This is a genomic window from Dysosmobacter acutus, from assembly GCF_018919205.1.
In the GTDB taxonomy this organism is placed as follows: domain Bacteria; phylum Bacillota; class Clostridia; order Oscillospirales; family Oscillospiraceae; genus Oscillibacter; species Oscillibacter acutus.
This window is the reverse complement of sequence record NZ_JAHLQN010000001.1, coordinates 3,029,732-3,049,757: the sequence shown is the minus strand read 5'-3', so window position 1 is coordinate 3,049,757 and position 20,026 is coordinate 3,029,732. Positions and strand designations below refer to the sequence as shown.

General features: G+C 54.1%; 29 protein-coding genes. 26 read left to right on the top strand and 3 right to left on the bottom strand.

What is annotated here, in order from left to right; all coding sequences use genetic code 11:
• Nucleotides 1-12: 12 nt before the first annotated feature.
• The 3 genes from KQI82_RS14930 to KQI82_RS14920 all read right to left on the bottom strand — a co-directional run bounded on the left by KQI82_RS14930 (nt 13) and on the right by KQI82_RS14920 (nt 2,331).
• Nucleotides 13-429, bottom strand: a complete 417-nt coding sequence (locus tag KQI82_RS14930; protein ID WP_216633478.1) for a putative toxin-antitoxin system toxin component, PIN family — start codon at nt 427-429, stop codon at nt 13-15.
• A gap of 2 nt (nt 430-431) precedes the next feature.
• On the bottom strand, nt 432-752 hold the full coding sequence (locus KQI82_RS14925; protein WP_130848650.1) for a type II toxin-antitoxin system RelB/DinJ family antitoxin: 321 nt from the start codon (nt 750-752) through the stop codon (nt 432-434).
• A 163-nt stretch (nt 753-915) separates the two neighbouring features.
• Nucleotides 916-2,331 (bottom strand): ATP-binding protein, encoded by a 1,416-nt coding sequence (locus KQI82_RS14920; protein ID WP_216633477.1) that lies wholly within the window; start codon nt 2,329-2,331, stop codon nt 916-918.
• 208 nt (nt 2,332-2,539) lie between these two features.
• Between KQI82_RS14920 and KQI82_RS14915 the strand changes: the two genes are divergently transcribed.
• From KQI82_RS14915 to KQI82_RS14790, 26 genes are all read left to right on the top strand, one after another.
• Nucleotides 2,540-2,914, top strand: a complete 375-nt coding sequence (locus KQI82_RS14915; RefSeq protein ID WP_216633476.1) for a hypothetical protein — start codon at nt 2,540-2,542, stop codon at nt 2,912-2,914.
• A complete protein-coding gene (locus tag KQI82_RS14910; RefSeq protein ID WP_216633475.1) occupies nt 2,911-3,315 on the top strand; it encodes a zinc-finger-containing protein in 405 nt (134 codons plus the stop codon). Before KQI82_RS14915 ends, KQI82_RS14910 begins: the two co-directional genes overlap by 4 nt.
• A gap of 35 nt (nt 3,316-3,350) precedes the next feature.
• Nucleotides 3,351-3,947 carry a sigma-70 family RNA polymerase sigma factor gene (locus tag KQI82_RS14905; RefSeq protein ID WP_216633474.1) on the top strand — a complete coding sequence of 199 codons (597 nt, stop codon included), beginning with the start codon at nt 3,351-3,353 and terminating at the stop codon, nt 3,945-3,947.
• A 12-nt stretch (nt 3,948-3,959) separates the two neighbouring features.
• On the top strand, nt 3,960-4,658 hold the full coding sequence (locus KQI82_RS14900) for a hypothetical protein (protein ID WP_216633473.1): 699 nt from the start codon (nt 3,960-3,962) through the stop codon (nt 4,656-4,658).
• Nucleotides 4,655-5,173, top strand: coding sequence for a hypothetical protein (locus KQI82_RS14895; RefSeq protein ID WP_216633472.1), 519 nt, complete (start codon nt 4,655-4,657; stop codon nt 5,171-5,173). The genes KQI82_RS14900 and KQI82_RS14895 overlap by 4 nt, the downstream gene beginning before the upstream one ends.
• Before the next feature lie 26 nt (nt 5,174-5,199).
• On the top strand, nt 5,200-5,844 hold the full coding sequence (locus tag KQI82_RS14890) for a hypothetical protein (protein ID WP_216633471.1): 645 nt from the start codon (nt 5,200-5,202) through the stop codon (nt 5,842-5,844).
• A gap of 13 nt (nt 5,845-5,857) precedes the next feature.
• Complete coding sequence (locus KQI82_RS14885; protein WP_241426729.1) at nt 5,858-6,100, top strand: hypothetical protein; 243 nt, start codon at nt 5,858-5,860, stop codon at nt 6,098-6,100.
• Nucleotides 6,101-6,384: 284 nt separating this feature from the next.
• Nucleotides 6,385-6,798: a single-stranded DNA-binding protein gene (locus KQI82_RS14880; protein ID WP_216633469.1), complete on the top strand. Its 414-nt coding sequence runs from the start codon at nt 6,385-6,387 to the stop codon at nt 6,796-6,798.
• A gap of 117 nt (nt 6,799-6,915) precedes the next feature.
• The gene (locus tag KQI82_RS14875) at nt 6,916-7,686 is read left to right on the top strand and encodes a hypothetical protein (protein ID WP_216633468.1); all 771 of its coding nucleotides are present in this window, start codon (nt 6,916-6,918) and stop codon (nt 7,684-7,686) included.
• 27 nt (nt 7,687-7,713) lie between these two features.
• Entirely contained in the window at nt 7,714-8,793 is a 1,080-nt protein-coding gene (locus KQI82_RS14870; protein ID WP_216633467.1) for a DUF932 domain-containing protein, read from the top strand.
• A gap of 32 nt (nt 8,794-8,825) precedes the next feature.
• The gene (locus tag KQI82_RS14865) at nt 8,826-9,659 is read left to right on the top strand and encodes a hypothetical protein (protein WP_216633466.1); all 834 of its coding nucleotides are present in this window, start codon (nt 8,826-8,828) and stop codon (nt 9,657-9,659) included.
• On the top strand, nt 9,631-10,227 hold the full coding sequence (locus tag KQI82_RS14860) for a sigma-70 RNA polymerase sigma factor region 4 domain-containing protein (protein WP_216633465.1): 597 nt from the start codon (nt 9,631-9,633) through the stop codon (nt 10,225-10,227). The genes KQI82_RS14865 and KQI82_RS14860 overlap by 29 nt, the downstream gene beginning before the upstream one ends.
• A gap of 3 nt (nt 10,228-10,230) precedes the next feature.
• Entirely contained in the window at nt 10,231-10,464 is a 234-nt protein-coding gene (locus tag KQI82_RS14855) for a hypothetical protein (RefSeq protein ID WP_216633464.1), read from the top strand.
• A gap of 311 nt (nt 10,465-10,775) precedes the next feature.
• Entirely contained in the window at nt 10,776-10,961 is a 186-nt protein-coding gene (locus KQI82_RS14850) for a hypothetical protein (protein WP_216633463.1), read from the top strand.
• Nucleotides 10,958-11,455, top strand: coding sequence for a hypothetical protein (locus KQI82_RS14845; RefSeq protein ID WP_216633462.1), 498 nt, complete (start codon nt 10,958-10,960; stop codon nt 11,453-11,455). Before KQI82_RS14850 ends, KQI82_RS14845 begins: the two co-directional genes overlap by 4 nt.
• Complete coding sequence (locus KQI82_RS14840) at nt 11,448-11,876, top strand: hypothetical protein (protein WP_216633461.1); 429 nt, start codon at nt 11,448-11,450, stop codon at nt 11,874-11,876. Before KQI82_RS14845 ends, KQI82_RS14840 begins: the two co-directional genes overlap by 8 nt.
• A gap of 13 nt (nt 11,877-11,889) precedes the next feature.
• Complete coding sequence (locus tag KQI82_RS14835; protein WP_216633460.1) at nt 11,890-12,558, top strand: DUF2786 domain-containing protein; 669 nt, start codon at nt 11,890-11,892, stop codon at nt 12,556-12,558.
• Between the two features lie 85 nt (nt 12,559-12,643).
• Nucleotides 12,644-12,820 (top strand): hypothetical protein, encoded by a 177-nt coding sequence (locus KQI82_RS14830; protein ID WP_216633459.1) that lies wholly within the window; start codon nt 12,644-12,646, stop codon nt 12,818-12,820.
• Between the two features lie 116 nt (nt 12,821-12,936).
• Nucleotides 12,937-13,227 (top strand): DUF2442 domain-containing protein, encoded by a 291-nt coding sequence (locus tag KQI82_RS14825; protein WP_216633458.1) that lies wholly within the window; start codon nt 12,937-12,939, stop codon nt 13,225-13,227.
• Nucleotides 13,228-13,318: 91 nt separating this feature from the next.
• Nucleotides 13,319-13,594: a type II toxin-antitoxin system RelB/DinJ family antitoxin gene (locus tag KQI82_RS14820; protein ID WP_178264776.1), complete on the top strand. Its 276-nt coding sequence runs from the start codon at nt 13,319-13,321 to the stop codon at nt 13,592-13,594.
• Nucleotides 13,591-13,866, top strand: coding sequence for a type II toxin-antitoxin system YafQ family toxin (locus KQI82_RS14815; RefSeq protein WP_216633457.1), 276 nt, complete (start codon nt 13,591-13,593; stop codon nt 13,864-13,866). The genes KQI82_RS14820 and KQI82_RS14815 overlap by 4 nt, the downstream gene beginning before the upstream one ends.
• Before the next feature lie 90 nt (nt 13,867-13,956).
• A complete protein-coding gene (locus tag KQI82_RS14810) occupies nt 13,957-15,057 on the top strand; it encodes an AAA family ATPase (RefSeq protein WP_216633456.1) in 1,101 nt (366 codons plus the stop codon).
• A gap of 331 nt (nt 15,058-15,388) precedes the next feature.
• Entirely contained in the window at nt 15,389-15,616 is a 228-nt protein-coding gene (locus KQI82_RS14805; protein WP_241426728.1) for a hypothetical protein, read from the top strand.
• A 2-nt stretch (nt 15,617-15,618) separates the two neighbouring features.
• Nucleotides 15,619-16,722 carry a hypothetical protein gene (locus KQI82_RS14800; RefSeq protein ID WP_216633455.1) on the top strand — a complete coding sequence of 368 codons (1,104 nt, stop codon included), beginning with the start codon at nt 15,619-15,621 and terminating at the stop codon, nt 16,720-16,722.
• Nucleotides 16,703-16,888 carry a hypothetical protein gene (locus KQI82_RS14795; protein ID WP_216633454.1) on the top strand — a complete coding sequence of 62 codons (186 nt, stop codon included), beginning with the start codon at nt 16,703-16,705 and terminating at the stop codon, nt 16,886-16,888. The genes KQI82_RS14800 and KQI82_RS14795 overlap by 20 nt, the downstream gene beginning before the upstream one ends.
• A gap of 80 nt (nt 16,889-16,968) precedes the next feature.
• Nucleotides 16,969-20,010, top strand: coding sequence for a class I SAM-dependent methyltransferase (locus KQI82_RS14790; protein WP_216633453.1), 3,042 nt, complete (start codon nt 16,969-16,971; stop codon nt 20,008-20,010).
• Nucleotides 20,011-20,026 lie beyond the last annotated feature (16 nt).

Below are 20,026 nucleotides of genomic sequence, written 5' to 3'. Positions count from 1 at the left end.
GAAATAATCTAATCAGCGTTCATTTTCGTTCAGGATTTCCAGCATCTCTTTTGGTGTGACCACATAGGGCTTGACCGGGAAATGCTTGATGTTGCCGGTTACAAGATAAGCGTCGGTAGTTTCTCTTGCTTCCATAACCACCTCATAGAAAATTGCATCATCGGGGTCGGGGACATAGTCCTCAATCGTGGCAGCATCCAAAAAGATACCTCGCTTAATCAAGCCTGTCAGCGCAATTTCGATGTCCCGGCGGTCAAACTTAAATTTAGGGCGGTGCAGAACATCGTTGTATTCGTCCAGAATATCCTCATGCAGCAGAGGAATTACACGCCCCGCAAGAGCTTCTTGCAGAATAATACCGGGAACGGAGGAAATGTTAAACAGAGCGGAAACTACTACATTCGTATCAAGCACAACATAGTATTTCATGGTTATGCTCCGTTCCGAGCATTTCTTGACGCCCGGTCAGCCCGGGACGCTGCAATTTCAGCATTGATCTCATCCAGCGACATATCAGCCGTGCCGTTCTGCTGTGCGGCTTCACTCAGGCTTTGCACGGCGCGGATCGCCCGCTCAGCTCTGTATTCCTGCTTGGGCAGCGTCATGGAAAAGGGAACGCCATTTACCACGACAGAGCGTTTCAAAAACATTCGGATAGCGGTGGGAAGATCGATGCCGAGTTCATCGTAGACAGCGGCAGCCTTGGCGCGGAGATCATCGTCAACACGCACCTGCATAACACTTGTAGACATAAAAGCACTCCTTCCAAATATAATTGTATTGGTTTACAATGCAATTGTATTCTATTATACGCAAAAAGTCAAGCGTTAGTCCTTGCGTATTCCCTAATGCGTTTTAATGCGCACAAAAGAAGCAGACTATGCAGGGAAAGCCGTGTGCAGCCGCTTCGGCTATTTATAAAATGTGGTCTTCTTGAATCAGCAGAATATCATCCCGTCCTTCAGCCTGATCGAGCATCCGCTGCGTGAAGCCGCTCTTGGAAAACAGACCGTACAGTATCTTATACCCAGGGAAAGCCGTGCGCAACTCCGCAGACTTTTTTACCTTCTCCTCCAGTTCATAATAGACCGTCGCATCCACCGGCTTATTGTGGTACTTGCACTCCCCGGCGAATACCTGCTTCTTCTGGTGATCCACCGCCATCACATCGATCTCCGTATCGCCGTTGATGTCATTGAGCCAGTAGGAGCCGATGCGGGAGGGCACGAAGTCCACCGCCTTGCTCCGGCACAGGGAGGCAAAGATATCTTTGCAGACGTCCTCGTAGGAGAAGGCAACGAATTTCTGAATAAAGTCCTTCTCCAACTCGTCCAGAACGATCTGCTGATTGTCCAGTTCCAGCTCTCCCTTGTAGGGATAGACATAACGGAACCAGAAGCGGATGAAATTATCTGAAATGAAGTAGAGGCCCTTTCGGGACTTCTCCGGATTCTTCTCTGTGACCGGCGTCGCCTTTTTCAGAAAGTCCAGATCGATCAGCGTGGAGAGGTAGGGCGTCAGCGAAGATGTCTCCATGCTCAGGGCACCCGCGATCTTGCCCAGCTTGTGATTGCCGTCCGCAATAGCGCGAATGATGGAGAAATAGCTGTTGGCGGACTGTACCTCGTCTTTCAGTAGGAAGTTCGGCTCCTCATAGAGAAATCCGTTCTTGGACAGTACAACTTCCTGAATCTGACGGTAGAGGTCTTCCCCGGGCTCAAAAAACTCCAGATATTTCGGGACGCCGCCCGTTACGGAATACTGCTCCACCGCCTGAGAGAACGGCTGTCCCTGCACGGCATAGAGGTCTGTAAACGGCAGCGGCTTCAAGCGGATCTGCGCGCTGCGCCGGCCATAGAGCGGGCTGTCGTGAGAAAGGGCGTGCTTCTGCATCATGCTGATCAGCGACCCGCAGAGGATCAGCATAATATTACTGTCCTTCAGGATCTCGTCCCAGGCATTTTGCAGAATGGACGGAAAGGCCGCGTTCGTCTTAACCAAATACGGAAACTCGTCAATGACCAGCACCTTCTTTTCCTCCGGGCGATAGTTGGCGATCTCCCGGAACAGATCCAGCCAGTCTGTGAAAGTGACCCTCTGCAGCATGGAATTTCCAGTGACCCGGGCTACCACGCCGGCAAGACGCTTCATGCTCTGGGACTCCACTTCCTCCGTCGCAAGGAAATAAAATGCCTGCTTATCTTTGATGAATTCTTTGATCAGCGTTGTCTTTCCGATACGGCGCCGTCCGTAGATCACAACAAAGCTGCCATCCCGGCGGAATTCCTTTTCCAGCGTATTCAATTCTTCTTTTCGTCCGATAAAGTTCACCTGTGCCACCTCCAGCATCTGCGATCGATTTATGATAAATCATATTATGATAATCTTGTTTATATTATACGCAATTTTCTGATACTGTCAAGCGGTCTGCTATATGCGGGCCGCTTTTTCTATTCTTTACAAAAAGTTCAAATTTTAAGGGGACGATACCCCCCTTGAGCGGCGCGTAATACTACGAGGGATTTTTAAGGAGGCTCCCATGGATCAAATCAAACGAAACCTGTATGAACTGCTGTTCAGCTGCAAAGGAAACTGGCGTAACGCCATTTATGTCCCCTGTGGGCCGTGCCCACATCCCTGCAAGGTTGACCGTTCCGGTTGTCTCGCGGCGATCCGACAGGATGGCGCGCCGTTGCTTGTCGGCGTTCGGGAGTTTGAAGAGGAAACCGGGGAGCGGATCGATTCGGGCGATTGCATCGGAACGCTCAGCAAGGACGCCTTCTCATCCCTCTTTTCCAGATACCTGACCTGGGAAATGAGCAGTTCCGAGCAGTGTCCGATGGAATACCTTGCGAGTTCATCACTTTGCACCCTCATTTCCAAACACCAGAAACAGAAAGGAGATCTTGCATGAAACGAATCAATATTACCTGCCCTGCCTGTGGTTCCAGGGCGTATCTTCGCCCGGCCAGCGTGGTCTACGGTGACAAGGCCCCGGACCCCGATGCCAAATACTATGTCTGCGGGCGGTATCCCGCCTGTGACTGCTATGTGGCCGCGCACCGGAAAACGATGCTGCCCATGGGGACGCTGGCGGATAAGGCCCTGCGGAAAAAGCGGCACGATGCGCATGTGGCCCTGGACAGTCTCTGGAAGAATGGCATCATGAGCCGAAAAGAAGCCTACCGCCTGCTGCAGCTGTCTATGGGGCTTCCCGCCGAGGATGCGCATATCGCTAAATTCTCCGCTGCGCGCTGTGACGAGGTCATTGCGCTCAGCCGCAGGTTTCGCGCCGCCGCAGCAAGAGCGGCATAGCAAAATCAAACATAGAAAGAAGGGAAAACATGAGTATGGAATTTACCTTGAACGATCTCCAGCGCCGGAGAGTGGAAGAGCACCTTGCGCTGGTAGAACAGGTGCTTCGCCGCAGCATCAAGACCAATGAGACGGTGGACGGCATGGGACATGATGATCTGTACCAGGAAGGCTGTATCGCGCTTTGCCGCGCGGCGGTTTCTTACCGGGAGGAAATGGGAGCATTTCCCGCTTACGCCAGAACCGTTATCCGAAATTATTTGCTGGATCGCTGCCGTGAGATCCAATCCGCGCGAAAAAATCTGCCGTTGTTGTCGCTGGACGCTTTTGCCGAGATGGGAGCGCCGGAGCCGGTCAGCCCTTTTCATACAGAAGATCTGATCTCTGAGGTTTCCTCCGACGCCCTGCTCTCCCATTTCAGGAACCGCTACCACGGCACCGCCCGGCTTGGGATCGAAGCGATGGAGCTGCGGGTCAGAGGCTACAGCTGCGCGGACATTGCCAAACTGTATCAAAAGAAACCAAACTACATCGGAGCCTGTATCTCACGGGCGGCGGAAAAGCTGCGCCGGGAGCGGATCGTGCGGGAGTTCTATACCGCCTGCACGGAACAGGATATCAAGAGCGCATAAGGAGGAGTTCGTATGGCAGAAAAAACACTTTATACGGCACTGGGACATTTCCGCTGCCGAAACGATGGCGGGGGCCGGCGTTATCCGGTCATTCTCATGGATCACCGTGAGTTCGGAATGGATCCGCAGGAGATGACGCTTTGGACTGCGCTGTGCTGGCGGCTGACAGACCAGCAGCGTGCAGAGGACTTCTATGAACAGCTCTCCAACGGAATGGAGCTTTTCCCCCGGCGCAGCTTTTCAGACTGCCTTGACCGGCTCGTAACACGGGGGCTTGTTGCCAAGGGCAGCGGCACGACGGATTTTGACGCGCTCTATGACCTTCTCGGCGAGCTTTATGTTGTTCCCATCTCAAGCAGCTTTCCCCTGAAGGTGGTGACCTTTCTGAAACTGCTGTGCAGCGGAACGGCTCCTGGGTCGGCTTCAGCGCTCTTTCGGCGGGATCGGCGCACAGAGCCGGAACGGCACATTATGGCCCTCAGCCGCTGCGCGCCGCTTTCCACGGCGGAACTGATTCGATGCGCGGAACGCGATATTTCGGCTACCGTCGGCAGTCAGCAGACGCTTGCGCTGCTGTATGGAGATCAGGAGACGACCAGCGACAACATCGTATCGGAAATGCGGACTGCCGCAGCTTGTCAGTCTGTGACAGCGGCGGTTGCCAATCTCTATCTTCGCAAGCAGGTCATCTTTGAGAGGGCCTGTGCATGAGCGGGTTTGAAAACTGGCCTGCTCCGATCCTGCGGCGGTGGCTCTTATCCGCCGCCGCAGGGCCGGTCATTTTCCTGATAGGGCTGGCAGGCCGCATTGCCCTGCACGACCCAACGCTTCTGACGCTCAGCACCTTATTGGCATCCTGTATGGTCGTTCGATGTATTCTTCTGTTTCAAGCGATTCGTCATGGGGACTATGAAACGGTGGAGGGCGTGTGTGTCGCTATCAGGCGGGCGCCCCTGGGCGGTCACCAGCATATCCGGCTGATGGATGAATCCGGCACTGCGCATGACCTCCTGCTGGATCGTCGTCAAAGATTTCTGATTGGCAGCAGTTACCGCGTCTATCTTCAAAGCCCTCCCGGAGCCGCGCTGCCGGAAGCGAGGATCCCCCATGGCGCACTGTTGGGGCTGGAGGATCTTGGGGAGTGCCGAGTTGAATCGGAGATAGACGGTCAGGCTGCCGCACAGGGAGGCTCAGATATCATAAAAACGGAGAGATTCAATGAGTAAGCGTAAGAAAGTTCCGAATTCCCACGATGGATATGCTGTTGCCTGCAAAAAAACAGCGCACCGTTCCGTATTTACTAAGCAGAAAGGAATCTACAACAATGACTTTTGCAAAAACCTTTGGGCAGCGTCATGTACTCCGTTTTTTAAGCAGTCATATTGATCTTTCTGGCTGCCGTATTACCGCAGCTTCTCCTGTCGGTCTGCGGGTGACCGATGGTGTACACCAGCTCTGCCTGAAAAGCACAGACGGCTGCATTCAGCGTGAAGATAATCCGAACAGCGTAGCGCCGGAGGTCATTGAAGTCTACGGGAGCACAGCGCGCCGAACCGCTGTGACTAAACGCGGGGAATTGAGCCGAATGCCCCGCAGGCTTACGTTGCAGCAAACTGTGGAATTGCCGGAAAGCCTCTTGCGTCACTTTCTCTCACACCCGCAGCTCTCCGATGTTGATGTGCACCGCCTTGTGGATACCGGAAGTGTGGACGATGAAGCCTACACCAGCATACTCCTATGGTTTCTTGCGGCAGGCGGTGATGGGCACCGGCTCGTCTTCGGCGGCTGTGATGAAATAGGCGTCTATATGGAACTGACCCTCTGGCACAACACGCCACATGCGGAATTCTTCCAGTTCTACCTCAGCGATTACCCCTGTCCCGTCTGCACAGAATGAAAGGAGCTTGCTTATGAACACGGAAAAGTTGGGGCAAATTCAGCTGCCCGCCCCGGAGGACTTCGATCCTCACCCCCGTCTGCTGCTCAACGGCCGCGGCATCCACGCCGGTGAGACTTTCTGCGCGCTCTTTCCGGATGGATGGCGGAAGATCACCATAGAAATGAGCTGGGAACCGGAGGGGCCCGGCTGCTGGTACATCTCCACCCCCGGTTTTACCCACATCTGTCCCATCGGTCTGTTCGTAAAAGAATAGGCCGAGACACAATATCTATAAAATACGCCACGAATAAATGCTATATATTGTGTTTCTTGCTTGACACGAGCTATATCCTGTGGTACAATGCCCCTGTAAATGAGTTTTGCGCAATTTCCCTTATCGGGGCATGGACTTAGATCCGTGTGTGGAGCGATCCACCTGCGCACGCTGTCAGGTTTGTACGCAAGTGTCAGTAGGACGACTGTACCCTTATTGGGTATCTGCCGCTTTACTGGCACTTTTTATATATAAGTATTGCCCTCGCGGCAGAAAGGAGTTGTATGGCAGAAGTCCATGTTTTCGGTCGGGTGACCAATGACCTTCAGCTGAAAATGAGTCACAGGCAAGTCCCCTATGTGTCCTTCGGCCTGGTCGAATGGATCGGGCGCAGGGATGCCGGTAACAGACAGTATTTTGAGGTCTGGGCATGGGGAACGGCTGCGCTGTCGCTGGCGGATGCGGAGATTCACAAGGATTCCCGCATCTGGGTCCAAGGCTTTTTGGAGCTGGTGGACTGTACCAGAAACGGCGGAAGCGAAAAGGACAAGCGGCTGAAGCTCAGCCTGACGGGATGGCAGACAAAGCCTCCCCGTACAGCGCAGAGACCCGCACGAAAGCAAAGCCCCGGCGCTGCCCGGCCGCCGCTGCCTCCTGTGGAGGTCGTGGACGGAGATCGGGAACGCCTGCCGGAATAAGCGTATTCCGACAAAGTGAAAAAGAGGAACCGCGTGATGTGTTTTAAGAGATTCTGGACACATACGCGGTTCCTCTTTTTTTGTTTTCCAGATTATTTTTGAAAGGTGGCAACTGAAATGAAAAAAGAATCTCCCTTTTGGAGCAGTATCTCGCTTCTCATCGGTATCGTGATCGCCATTCTCGCGCTCGTCCGCGGGCGGATGCTTCTTCCCCTGCTGCTGGCGGTGTTTGCCCTTTGGCTGCTGTGGTGGCTTTTGACGCAGGCTCTTCCACTCTGGCGCAATAACCGTGCCTACCGCGCAAAAGAGGCTCGGCTCCGCGAGCAGACAGCGGCGGCAAATGGCGGCGGTCAACTGGCAGACGCGCTGCTGTGCCATATAAACTACCGGATCACCGCCATGCTCCACGCCGCATATCCCAACGCCCGTTGGGAATGGCTGGATGAGCCCTCCCGCTTTGCGGTGGAGGGCGGCACGGCCCGTATCCGCGTCTACGGTATTCCGGAGTATGACTACGCCGATGTGGAGCTGGATCGGAAAGCAAACCTCGGCTGTTCCCTCGTCAAGATCTCACCGCTGATGCCCGGCGTTCAGGAGGCCCTGCCGCCCAACCGGCAGCCGGTGAACCCCCGCGTATGGTTTGAGACACGTGGCCGCACCGTATTGGAGGCGCTGGTCACCGATTTGAACTCCAGAGGCCACAGCAGCCTGACCGTGCAGGAAAACGGTGAGGTTTTTGTGCAGGCCAAGGAAAACGAAGCGGAACCGGCAAAGGAAACCTTTCTGGACTTTCCTGAAAAGGTCTACTGGCCGCAGCTGGTCAAGGTTTTGGAGGAGGAAGGCTACGCTGCCGACGCAAGAGACGCGGATATCCTCGTCTCATGGTGAGCGGCGGAGAAAGGATGTGGAACAACAATGAAAACCGGACTTACCATTCAGCAGATGGCGCAGGAGCTTCTGCGTCAGAGCAAGGCCAAGCAGGACTATCTGGTGAACACCGGAAGCCTGTCCCTCTCGGTCACCTCGGACGCGCCGCAGCTCCGTGTCACGGAGAATGGGCTGGATAAGATCACGCCCCTGGATATTCGCCAGACGGCGCACCGCCAGCTGGGAACCTATCTCGGCATTCCGCAGAAGTATTATGAGTTGATGCGCACGGATGCGCCGGAGCTTTTGGCCTATAACGCCAACTACTGGTTCTCCCAGAAAAATGAGCTTCGGACGCTCCGCACGATGGATGGCTGCGCCCGCGCGTTTCTCAGCAACCGCTACCGCCGCATTGACAATCTGGACATTGCCAGTGTAACGCTGCCCGTCATTGGGGAGCTGCCGGAGGCACGGTTCGTCAGCACGCAGATCACCGACGATTTCATGTATATCAAGGTGGTCAATCCCCGCTTGCAGGCGGATGTTGTCCCGGGCGATGTGGTACAGGCCGGCGTCATCATCTCCAACAGTGAGACAGGGCTGGGCTCCGTTACCATCCAGCCGCTGATCTACCGTTTGGTGTGCTCCAATGGCATGGTGATCAACGACGCCAAAACCCGCCGCAATCATGTGGGGCGTGCCGCGACCAGCGAAGAGGACTTTTCCATCTATTCCAACGAAACGCTGTTGGCCGATGACCACGCCTTTGTGCTGAAGATCAAGGACACCGTCCGCGCCGCCATCTCTGAGGCAAGGTTTGCCCAGGTGGTGAGCCGGATGCGGGAGAGTACGGAGGCCATGCTGGATACCAAGCAGCTCCCTGCCATTGTCAAGCTGGCTTCTTCCAGCTTCGGCATTACGGAGGACGAGAGCAACGGCGTTCTGGAGCATCTGATCACCGGCGGCGATTTTTCCCTCTACGGGCTCGCCAATGCCGTGACCCGCTTCAGTCAGGATGTTGAGAGCTATGACCGGGCAACGAAGCTGGAGGAGATCGGGTACAGCGTTATGACGATGTCGCCCGCCCTCTTCCGGCAGATGAACCGAACGGAACTGCTGGCCGCCTGAGCGGTCGGAATATTTTTAAGGAGGATACGATTATGTACGAACAGACCAACACCATGATGGAGACCAAGACCCTTTTCCAGATCCCGCAGCTTCTTGACGGAGACGACTTCACCAGTGAAGACCTTGCGGACGATATGGAGGGCCTGCGCCTGAGCTTCACCCGCATCAAGATCCCCGGCGGCGGGCACCTGCAGTTTGAGATCCCGTCCGGAAACCCGGATGTGCCGGACTATGCGCCCTATCTGGAGGGTGTCATTCTCTACAGCCACAACTCCAACGCCTACTGGCCGGAGGGCAGCGAGTACGATGATGACCAGCCGCCCCTGTGCCAGTCCTTCGATGGGAAGGTCGGCTACGGTGAGCCCGGCGGCACCTGCGCGGACTGCGTTCTCAACCAGTTCGGCAGCGATGGGAACAACAAGGGGAAGGCGTGCAAGAACATGAGAATGCTCTATCTGCTGCGCAGCGGTGAGTATATGCCCATTCAGATCGCGCTGCCGCCTACCAGCCTGATGCCCTATACCCGCTTCGTCAATGAAGCGTTCCTCTCCCGCCGCCGCAAGGTTTGTACCGGCGTGGTGCGGATCGGGCTGAAGAAGGCCGTCAGCGGCAGCCACGAATACTGCGTCGCCACCTTTACTAAGATCGCCGATTTCGCCGGGGAAGACCTGGCGCATATCCGCGCTTATGCGGATGGCTTTGTGGCGCAGATCAAGGACATCAACGCGCAGAGGGCACAGGCGGGTGCCGCGGCCTCCAGCATCATCGGAGACGGCGATGCCTCGCATCTGGAGTTGCCTGACAACGGCGCGCACTTTGCGTTAGGGGCGGTCATTGATGGAGAACGGGAAGAACTTCCCGCCTGATACGATCCCCCGCATTGAGGAAGAAAAACGGGAAACAGGGCCTCCGCCGGAGGCCCCTGTTCCCGTCCCTTTGACCGAAGCGCAGCGCCGCTTTTCCGCTCAGTACCACGCCCTGATCTATGGATTTCTTCTGGAAAAGAAGCTGGAGATCCGGGAGTATTACGATATTGCGGCAATCGGCTATCTTCACGCTGTCCAACGCTATTTTACCGAAAAGAGTCTGCACAGATACCGCTTCTCCACGATTGCGTGGCGCTCCATGAACAGCAGCCTGAATACCTTCCGGCGTCAGGAGCAGCGGCGGCAAAGCCATGAGTTTTCCTATCAGGCTGCGCATCCGCCGCCTGACGACGCCTTTGATGCACTTCGGGCAAGATTGCTGCTGCACGATCTGTTTCTCCTTGCGGATGAAGAGCAGGCTCTTTTGATCCGCCACCGTCTGCACGGGTGCAGTCTGACGGAAACCGCGCGGGTGGAAGGCATGAGCGTCAAGCGGGTACGGCATCGGCTGAAAGCGTTGTACCGCGCCTATTTTGCGCAGAAAGAAACCAAACAGAAGGAGTTGTGACCCATGAAAAAAATCCGTATCGTTCACGGAACCCTGATGTATCCGCTGGAGGTCGGCAGCCGCGCCCTCATCTTTGAAGAGGGGCGGTATCTCCACACCTCTAAGGTAATCGCCATTCATGGCGTGACGCCGCAGCAGATCCGTTTTGAGACGATGAACTCCCATTACTGCCTGCTGGCTCCCTCCTCGCCGGTCGCGGCTGATGTGCCGGTGACGGTCGTGGAGCAGGCGGCGTAACATTTTGGTTGAAAGGCACAGTACCGTTGCGGTGCTGTGCCTTTTCACTTTATCCAAGGAACAGGAGGTCGAAAAATGTATGTGTTAGAGTTTCGGACTGCCAACCGACATCACACTTGGCTGCGCTGTGCGATCTGTGAAACGAAAGCTCCGCTTGAGCGTGTGCGCCGGGGGCAGCCGAATATGACGCGCTGGCGTATTCTGCGCCTTCCCGGAACGGTGCAGGCCGCCTGCGCAAAATGGAGAAGCGTACCGCTGATGCGGTACGGCCAAAAATCCGCATAGTGATTTGAAAGGAGTGTTTACCCAACATGAAATACTGCAATCCGGACACCTGCTCAGAATGCCTCTATATTGGGGAGGGCGACAGCATCTGCGAGATCTCCCATGAACTGGTGTTGGACAACTGGCAGAGCGTCCCCCATACCATTCCCCTGGAGTGTCCGTTTCGCCGGCAGATTATCCGGCAGCGCCGAAAAGCGGTGCGCAGAAGATGAATGAGCCCGCCAAGCAGCCGTTGGAGCTGCCATCTGCGACCTATGAGCCGCAGTTGTCCGCATCCATTGATCTGGAGCGGTGCCTTTCCAGAGAGGTGCTGCTGCATGTATTTGATCTCAGCGGCACCCACGAGGTAAAAACCTGTTACGGTGACATTGTAAAAATCGTCAACGCTCTGCGGGACTACGCAAAGCTGTTAGAGACGGTGTGCGACGAGTGGGAGCTCGGCGGATTTCACCGGGCAACCTATGAATATCAGGCAGAAAAGCTCCGCCAGATCGCGGACAAGTTTCAACGCGGCATCGGCTATGATTACGATGCTGCCGTGAGGAAGTGCCAAAAGCTGCGGGAGAAAAAGTCTCGCAACGCCGATGTGGGAGAGGAGGCAATGGTTCTTGCTGTCAAGCGCGGTTTTGAGCAGGCGCAGGCAAAAGCCAACAAGCCTTCTTCACCCGGTCAGAATGATGATAAGGAAGTGAACCGATATGAATGATATTTTATCCGGCACCTATAAAGGCAACACCTACCGCATTAAGGTGGAATGCTACCCGAATACCCCGGCGATCAAGGTGCAGCTTCTTCCGGTCAACGCCGGAGAGCGCATCACCATGACGCAGAACCTTGGTCAGCCGCTGCCCCGTTATCAGGCATTTCTCTGTGACGAGATGCTGGAGGTGGACAGCACCGCCTTCATGGACTATATGGAGGAAAATGATCTGGGCTACATCGTGGACTACAAGCGTTACGATGCCGATGTATTTACCGGAGTAAACCGCAGGACTGCCGCCGTTTTTCAGTTCCACTCCGCCGCGCTGCGCCGCCTGAACAAAGTCGGCTGCCAGCGTTACGAAGGGGACTATACGCGGCTCAAGCAGAAACACGCCGAGCGCAGAGCCCGGCGCATGGCCGGATAAGAGGTGGTTGTTTATGTCAAAGATTACGGAAAAGATCGCCAAACTCCTTGCGTTGGCGGAAAGCCCCTACGAGGAGGAAGCCAAAGCCGCGCTGCTGCAGGCCCGGCGTCTGATGGCGGAGCATAAGCTCATGCCGGAGGATATTGAGCCGCAGGAGAACAAGAAGGTGATTCAGGAGTGTGTGGGCGTCACCTGCACGAAGCTCTCTTCGCCGTGGACGGTTTACCTCTCCACGCTCATTGCCGCACATTACTGCTGCAGGCCCTATCGGAGTTCCGTACATGGCAGCAAGGTTTCGGAGATCGGATTTATCGGCATGGAGGATGACTTCAAGCTCTGCAAGCTGGCGTTTCTCTATGCCTACGAATGCATCGCAAGCCGATGCAGGCAGATCCGTACCCAAAAGGAATATCCCGCAAAGACGCTTCGGGAGATGTGCAATTCCTATGGCTGGGGCTTCTGCCGCGGGCTGTCTGCCGCTTTCCAAAAGCAGGAGGCCGAACACCAGGAATGGGGATTGGTCATGGTCGTGCCGCAGGCGGTCGAGGATGCCGTTTCCAAAATGAAGCGGAGCAGTTATAAGATCTCGCCCCAAAGCAGTATGAACCATCAATACGCAGCCATGGGCTATGCGGATGGGCAAGAGTTCGATATGCGCCGCCGGCTGGAGCCTTCGGCATAATCCTTTACTCCTGCCCTCACCAATAAAGGGTTTGCGGATGCGTGATCATTGTGGTACAGTAGCTTCGTGAAAGGAGCTGACATTTATGCCACATGTTATCTCTGACTGCGGCTTTGGCAAGCTGACAGAAGCCCATACAGGAAAGCCGCCTATGGAAGATGTCTATGCAAAGCTTGCAGAAGCGGAAACCGACATTCAAACGGGAATGGTGTCCGATGCCATGGAAGAGCTGCGTATGCTGCGGGAAAAATATGGCCTGTAAAACCGAAAATACTGTATATCTCTTACGGTTTTCTTCTATTAGGCAGAACTAAAAGGAACTAACATGAGCAGATAATAGCTTTGATTTGAAACCACTGAAGTAAGGAGAATCGCATCATGTATGTTCTCGATGGAATTGCGTATGCAGGAAAACTGAAACCTGGTATCAAGGTTTGTGGTGTCCGCCCATTAGTAGGTCACAAGCTATGGCTTCGCTTCACAACCGGAGAGGCAAAAGTGTTCGATTTCACACCGCTGCTAAAAGAGCCGGGATTTGCACCGCTGGCAAATGAACACACGTTTGCCGGTGTCTACATTGATTATGGTGTAACCGTCTGGAATGATGGCGATATTGACATTGCTCCGGAGTACCTCTACGAGCACGCAGTAACGAAAGGATCCTCATAACGGCAAAGTGAACGATACGGCGACGCACAGTATTGACATTGTAAATAAAAACGCATATAATGTCAACATAAAATAAAAAGGGGGGTTCGTTATGGCAAGTACGAATATCAATATCCGTATGGATAGTGATCTGAAAAAGCAGTTTGAGGCTTTTTGTGCTGATATGGGAATGACAATGACGACCGCTTTCAATATCTTTGCGAAAAAAGCGGTTCGGGAGTATCGGATTCCCTTTGAAATCGGTGCGGAAATCCCGAATGATGAAACAAAAGAGGCGATTCGGGAAGTGCAGGAAATGAAAGCCGATCCTACGCTTGGCAAAAGCTATACGGATGTGGATGCGATGATGAAGGATCTTCTGGCATGAAATATACCGTAAAGCCATCTACAAAGTTCCAGAAAGATGTAAAGCGCATACAACGCCGTGGGTATGATATTTCTCTGTTAACTGAAATTATCAAAAAACTGGCTAATGGAGAGACTCTGCCTGAGAAAAACAAGGATCACAACTTGGGTGGTGACTACGCTGGTTGCAGAGAATGTCATATTGCTCCGGATTGGCTGTTGATTTACGAAATATCTGGTGAGAGTCTGATTTTATATCTAACCAGGACGGGGACACACAGCGATTTGTTCTGAGGCAGGCAAATCCTATCCGACATGGATCGTGCCATAGTGCGGGACTCTTTGCACGGAGAAGCAAAATGCGACCTATTTTGGAGGCTTGGTATGCCATTACAGGGAGACCAGTTGAGCCGCATGACGATTCGCGGCTTCAAATCCATCAAAAGCTGCGATATTTCTTTTGGGAAAATCAATGTGCTCATTGGTTCTAACGGCGCGGGAAAGAGTAACTTTACTTCGGCCTTTTCCTTTCTCCAGAATATTCTGTCTAAAAATCTTCAGGTGTCTGTGGGACAGAGCGGCTTGAGTTCTCTTTTATATAATGGCCGGAAAGTAACCGATGAGATTGGCTTTGAGGTATTTTTCGGACAGAACTCTTATGGTTTCGTTCTGGTGCCAACCGATGATAACCGGTTGATCTTCCAAAAGGAATACTTCGGTTATCATGATGACTTGGATAATGAGAGCAATATCGGATGCGGGCATAGTGAATCCCAGTGGGAAAACAGCGTCCATAGCGGAATTGACGATTACGTTGTCCAAACCCTGCGCAAGCAAAATTGGCGGGTGTATCATTTCCATGACACAGGTAAGGGTGCCAGAGTCAAGCAGGAGCATAACATTTCCAATAATAAAATGCTGCTGTACGATGCGGCAAACCTTGCTGCATTCCTTTACCGGTTAAAAAACTTCTTCAAGTCGAGCTACGATGAAATTGTGGAATCGATCCGTCTGGTCGCACCTTACTTTGATGACTTCGTTTTGGAGCCCCAGGAGGGTAATGAAGAGCAGATCGTCCTACGGTGGCGTCAGGTCGGCTGCGAAGATGTTTTCAATGCTTCTCAGCTTTCGGATGGTACTCTTCGCTTTATCTGTCTGACAACACTTTTGCTGCAGCCCCATGAGCTGCAGCCGACTACCATCATTGTAGATGAGCCGGAGCTCGGCCTGCATCCCTATGCAATCACGATTTTCTCTGAGATCGTGCGGCAGCTTTCCAATGAAAAGCAGATCATTATATCTACGCAATCTGTAGAGTTGCTGAACGAGTTCGATGTGGAAGATGTCATTGTCGTTGACCGGAGTGATACCGGTTCTGAGTTCAGACGGTTAGATCCGGAGCAGCTCAAGCTGTGGCTGGATGGTGACTACACGCTGGGTGACCTTTGGAAGAAAAATGTTTTGGGAGGTAGACTCACGAAATGAACAAGGAAAATACGGTTCTGCCCGCACAGGAACTACGCCCACTGCCTCCTGAACAGTCCCTTTCCGCCAAATTGCTGGCGGCTCGGAATGACCGGAAGCGCGGTGTGCAATATCTGACGGCGGAACAGGTTCTAACCAGCATGGATCGTGCCGTAGCGCGGGGCTCCTTGCTCTGAGAACTCAGCCTCGTTTGGAAGGAAGCCATTCCTTTCAAACATTTGGGTCGCCTGACCCGTGCAAAAAGGAATCGCTGCCGCATGGCAGCATACTACGATGGACGTACAGACTTGTAAAAAGTCTGTGCGTCCTTTTTCATTTTCAGGAGGACGATATGAAACCCACCTATTCAGACGTCGGGAAACTGGCGTGGTATCCGGACATCGCCTGCCCTGTCTGCGGCGGTGATGTCAACTCATGGGATAAGCGATGCAGCCGTGCGCTGGGCTATCGGCAGATCGTATGCGAGGGCTGTATCTCGGAGGAGTACCAGGTCACGGTGGAAAATCTGCGCTATGTGATGGAAAACCACTTTGGGCTGGTTCCGTGTCCGGGGATATGAGCATGGAACAGAATCAACTGACCCGGGATCTCTACGCCGCAGGCTATACGCGGGAGAATCACCCATCCTTCGTGTATTGGAGTGACTGGCAGAATTTCGGCTATCTCTTTGAGGCTCTATTGAAGTTTACATGGGAAACACCGTGCGGTCTTCTGGTCGCGGGGGAAAGCTCTCTCGGGCGTGGCCTTGCCTGCAGCGACGCCTCGTTCCAAGGCATCGATTACTGCCCGGAAAATGACAACCCGCTGCTGCGCTGTCCCTATGAACGCAAGGACTGTCCACACAGCATCAGCTGCTTTCCTGTCCCTCTCTGCCCCTGCCACACCACCGGTAAGCGATATTCCTACGAGCAAAGCGCCGAGAAGGTGGAAACGGAGAGAAGCGAGAGACAGCACCGGCAATACATGGAGATCACCGGCGGGGCCTACTGCGCCTGCGTGGTAGACTGCAATGGCTATGAAGGTGGCCGTGTCGAAGTCAAATACGATGTGGAGCAGTGCATTCGCTGCCGCTGTCAGAATCCCGTCTGCGTCATTCGCAAGCAGGAGCGAGACTTGAGCCGTGCCAATATCTTTTATGATGTGCGCCGCACATGGATCACCCGCATCGGCTTTCTGGAGGAAAAGAAAGTACAGGTGACCAAGGGCGAGCGTGTGTTTCCCCATCCTGTGGCCCGAACGGACGCGGAGATCTGGCTGGAAATGAAAAAGGCGCGCTTCAACCCGCTTTGGGGCAGCTCTGTGATCGACTCCCCGCACCTGACACCAGAGGATCGGCGGCAGACATTTTTCAGCAAAATGCACCGTCGGTACGGGGAGTATGATTACTTTGAATTTCACTACGATGTGGAGAATATCCGCATTGCCAAAAGTGAGCAAAGAGATCTGCTGCAAGACCTGCGGGATGTGGCGGACGGTTTGGAAGTCATTCATGCAGTCGATCTCAAGAAGGAACAGGCTGCTAAAAAGCGGGAATCCCGGCGGCGGCGCAGGGAGCAAAAGGAGCGGCGGCTGAATAAGCAGCGCTCTCCGGCTCCACCCAAGGAGGAACAACTTACATTACTGACAGAGGAGGATCATTTCAACGATGGCAGTCAAACTGACTGAACAGACAAATGGGCCCCATATCTTTATGAGGCTCCGTCTGGACAGCGGCCGTGTCGAGGAAATTGACGCTTACATCACAGAGAAAGGCTGGCACTATGTCACCAGCGCAGACCGCACCCCGGAGGTGCGGCTGCGGATCATTGCGGCGTTTCATGCGCTGCATTGACCTGCTTTCTATACATTTCAGGGGAGGATGCCGGTTTTCGGCATCCTCCCTCCTATTTGCACAAAGGATGTGATTTGAACATGAAATACGAGTATCACCCACAAAGGCGGACGGAGCAGGAGCGCAGGAATCTGAATAAGCAGATCCTCCGTCTGCTGCAAAGCGGCGCCTGTGAGCAGGCCGGTGTGACCGACGAGGACATTTTCAATCGCTATACCGGCGATGGCGGCCTGCATGGGCTGCAGCGCAGTGACTATGAAAACTACAACGCATTCAGCGCGGCAAAAAAGGAACTGGAAAACGGCCAGTTTTTCACGCCGCCGCCTCTGTGCGAAATGATTGTTTCGGCTCTGCGCCTCTCCGACACGGATCTGGTGGCGGATCTCACCTGCGGCATGGGAAACTTTTTTAACTTCCTGCCAAACGAGAACAACGCCTACGGCTGTGAGGTCGATCCCAATGCTTGCGCCGTTGCCAAAAAGCTCTACCCGCAGGCCCGCATCGTACAGGGTGACATTCGGGACTATGAGCCCCAAACGCATTTTGATTTTGTTCTGGGCAATCCGCCCTTTCACCTGCGCTGGATCATGCCGGACGCCACCGTTATGACTTCCCATCAGTATTACTGCCTGAAGGCGGCAAAGCTGCTCAAGCCCCTCGGTATCCTGGCGGTTATTGTGCCGGCATCCTTTCTTGCTGACAGCTTCTCCGACAAAAGCGCCATCCGCATGATGGAGAGCCGATTCAGCTTCTTAGGGCAGGTGATGCTGCCGGAGCACGCCTTTTCAGACAGCGGCGTGGACGACTTTCCTACCAAGCTGCAATTCTGGCAGAAGAAAAGCACCGCGGTGGAGTGGGCACCCAAACGGTACTCGACGGACTGCGCGGATATCTATATTCCCTCCGGGTATCCGGTCATGGCAGCGACCGCGCTTTACGAGAAGCTTGTCATGGTCGCAAAGGCGGATCTGGCAGGCAATCGGAACAGAGTCTTTCTGGAACTGGCACAGCTCAAAACCACCAAGAGCACTTTTCTCTATCAGGTGAAGAAGTACCTGTATCAGATCCGAAGCCATCCGGCCACGCGGGAAAAATACGACGCCTGCTTTGCCTATGTCCATCGGTTTTATACCCAGCGGCAGCCGGCGGATATGCCCTATGAGGAGTGGCAGCGCGTGCAGCTTACCGAAGCAAAGGTGCTGGCGTATCTGAAGCAGGCGCTATGCCGCCAAAACGCCAAGCCGGAGCGGGACGAAATTCGTCTGGTCAAGCAGAAATACAGCTTTGTCTACAAGGCATACAGCCGGAAGATGGCAAAACTCCTGACGGACGAGATGCGCACGCCGGTGCCGATCCATCAGGCGGTGCTGAACGATGAGCCGGAACGGTTTCCGGGCTATGAGCGGCTGCTGCGCCGGAAACGCCGGGAGTATGACAATCAGGAGCAGCCCTTTTCCGAGATGGCCGAAAACGCGCAGCTTGCTGACTGGATCGACCGGTTTCAATATTGGGACGCCCAGAATCATGCTTACATCCACCTGAACCCGCTCCAGAGCCACGATGTCAACCTGACTCTCCAAAAGCGGTATGCCTTCCTGCAATGGGAGCAGGGCAGCGGCAAAACCCCCGCCGCCATCTTCACAGGGAAATATCGTTGGGACGCAGGACTGGTACACAGCATCTGGGTCATTTCCAGCGCCATATCCATTCGCAACAACTGGGATGTGATTTTGAAGGGCACAGGCTTTTCCTATGTGTTTGTGGAGCGGCTGGCTGATCTGCAGCGCATCCGACGGGGAGATTTTGTGATCCTGACACTGAACAAGGTCAGCCAGTATAAAAAGCAGATCGGACGCTATATCAAGCAGCTTGGCTATAAAATCCAGTTTATTTTTGATGAGAGCGACAACATCTCCAACCCCAGCTCCAAGCAGACGCTTTCCGTGCTGTCCTGCTTTCGCCGCTGCAAATATAAGCTCCTGACTACCGGCACCAGCACGCGGAACAACATCTCCGAATTTGCCCCGCAGTTGGAGCTGCTCTACAACAATTCCATCAATATGATCTCATGGTGTCGAACGCTTTACAGCTACGATAAGCGGTCTGAATATATGGAGCACAAGGAAAACCCCTATTATGGAATGCCGATCCCCGCTTATAAAAAGGGCTACCGCCTGTTCGCAAACTCCCATCTGCCGGAGAAAATCAGCGTCTTTGGCGTGGGACAGCGAAATCAGGACATCTACAACGCCGACGAATTGGATCGACTGTTGGGAAAGACGGTCATCACCCGCACCTTTGAAGAGGTCACGGGAAAGGACATCCGCCGTATCCATCAGATGCCGATTCCGTTTCTCCCGGAGGAGCGGGAGGTCTACAATATCGTGCTGAAGGAGTTTTACCGCATCCAGCGCGAGTATTACAGCTCGACCGGAAACAGCAGAAAGGACGCGCTGATGCGGCTCATTCAGCAGATCACCCTGCTTCTGCGCATCAGTGCCGCTCCGGACTGCATGAAGGAATATGAAGGCGAGACGCCGCTCAAGGAGATGGCCGTTGTGGAAGCCCTTGCCAGATGGCCGGAAGAAGTTGTAGCCATCGGCGTGCGGCATACAACGGTGTTGGACCGTTACGCCGCCGCCATCCGTGAATACCTTCCGGACCGGCCCCTTTTTGTGGTGACGGGCTCCACCGTCACCTTCGCCAAGCGGCGCGCTCTGCGGGATGTATTGCGGGACAGTCAGAACGGCATCCTGCTCTGCACGCAGCAGAGTCTTCCATCCAGCGTCAACTTCGAGTTTGTCAACAAGATCATCATTCCGGAGATGCACTACAACAACGCCGGCATGAGCCAGTTTTATATGCGCTTCGTCCGCTACACCTCCACAGAAAAAAAGGATCTGTATTTCCCCATCTACATTGGAAGTCTGGAATCCAACCTCATGCAGATGGTGCTGGCAAAGGAAAAGCTCACCATGTTTATGAAGGGGCAGGATGCGGATATGGACGAGATCTATGCCAAATTTGGTGTGGATTATGACCTGCTCTCCACGTTGATGACCCGTGAAACGGATGACGAGGGACACCTGCGTATCCGCTGGGGCGAACAGAAGATCGCCTGATTTCAGGAAAGGAACA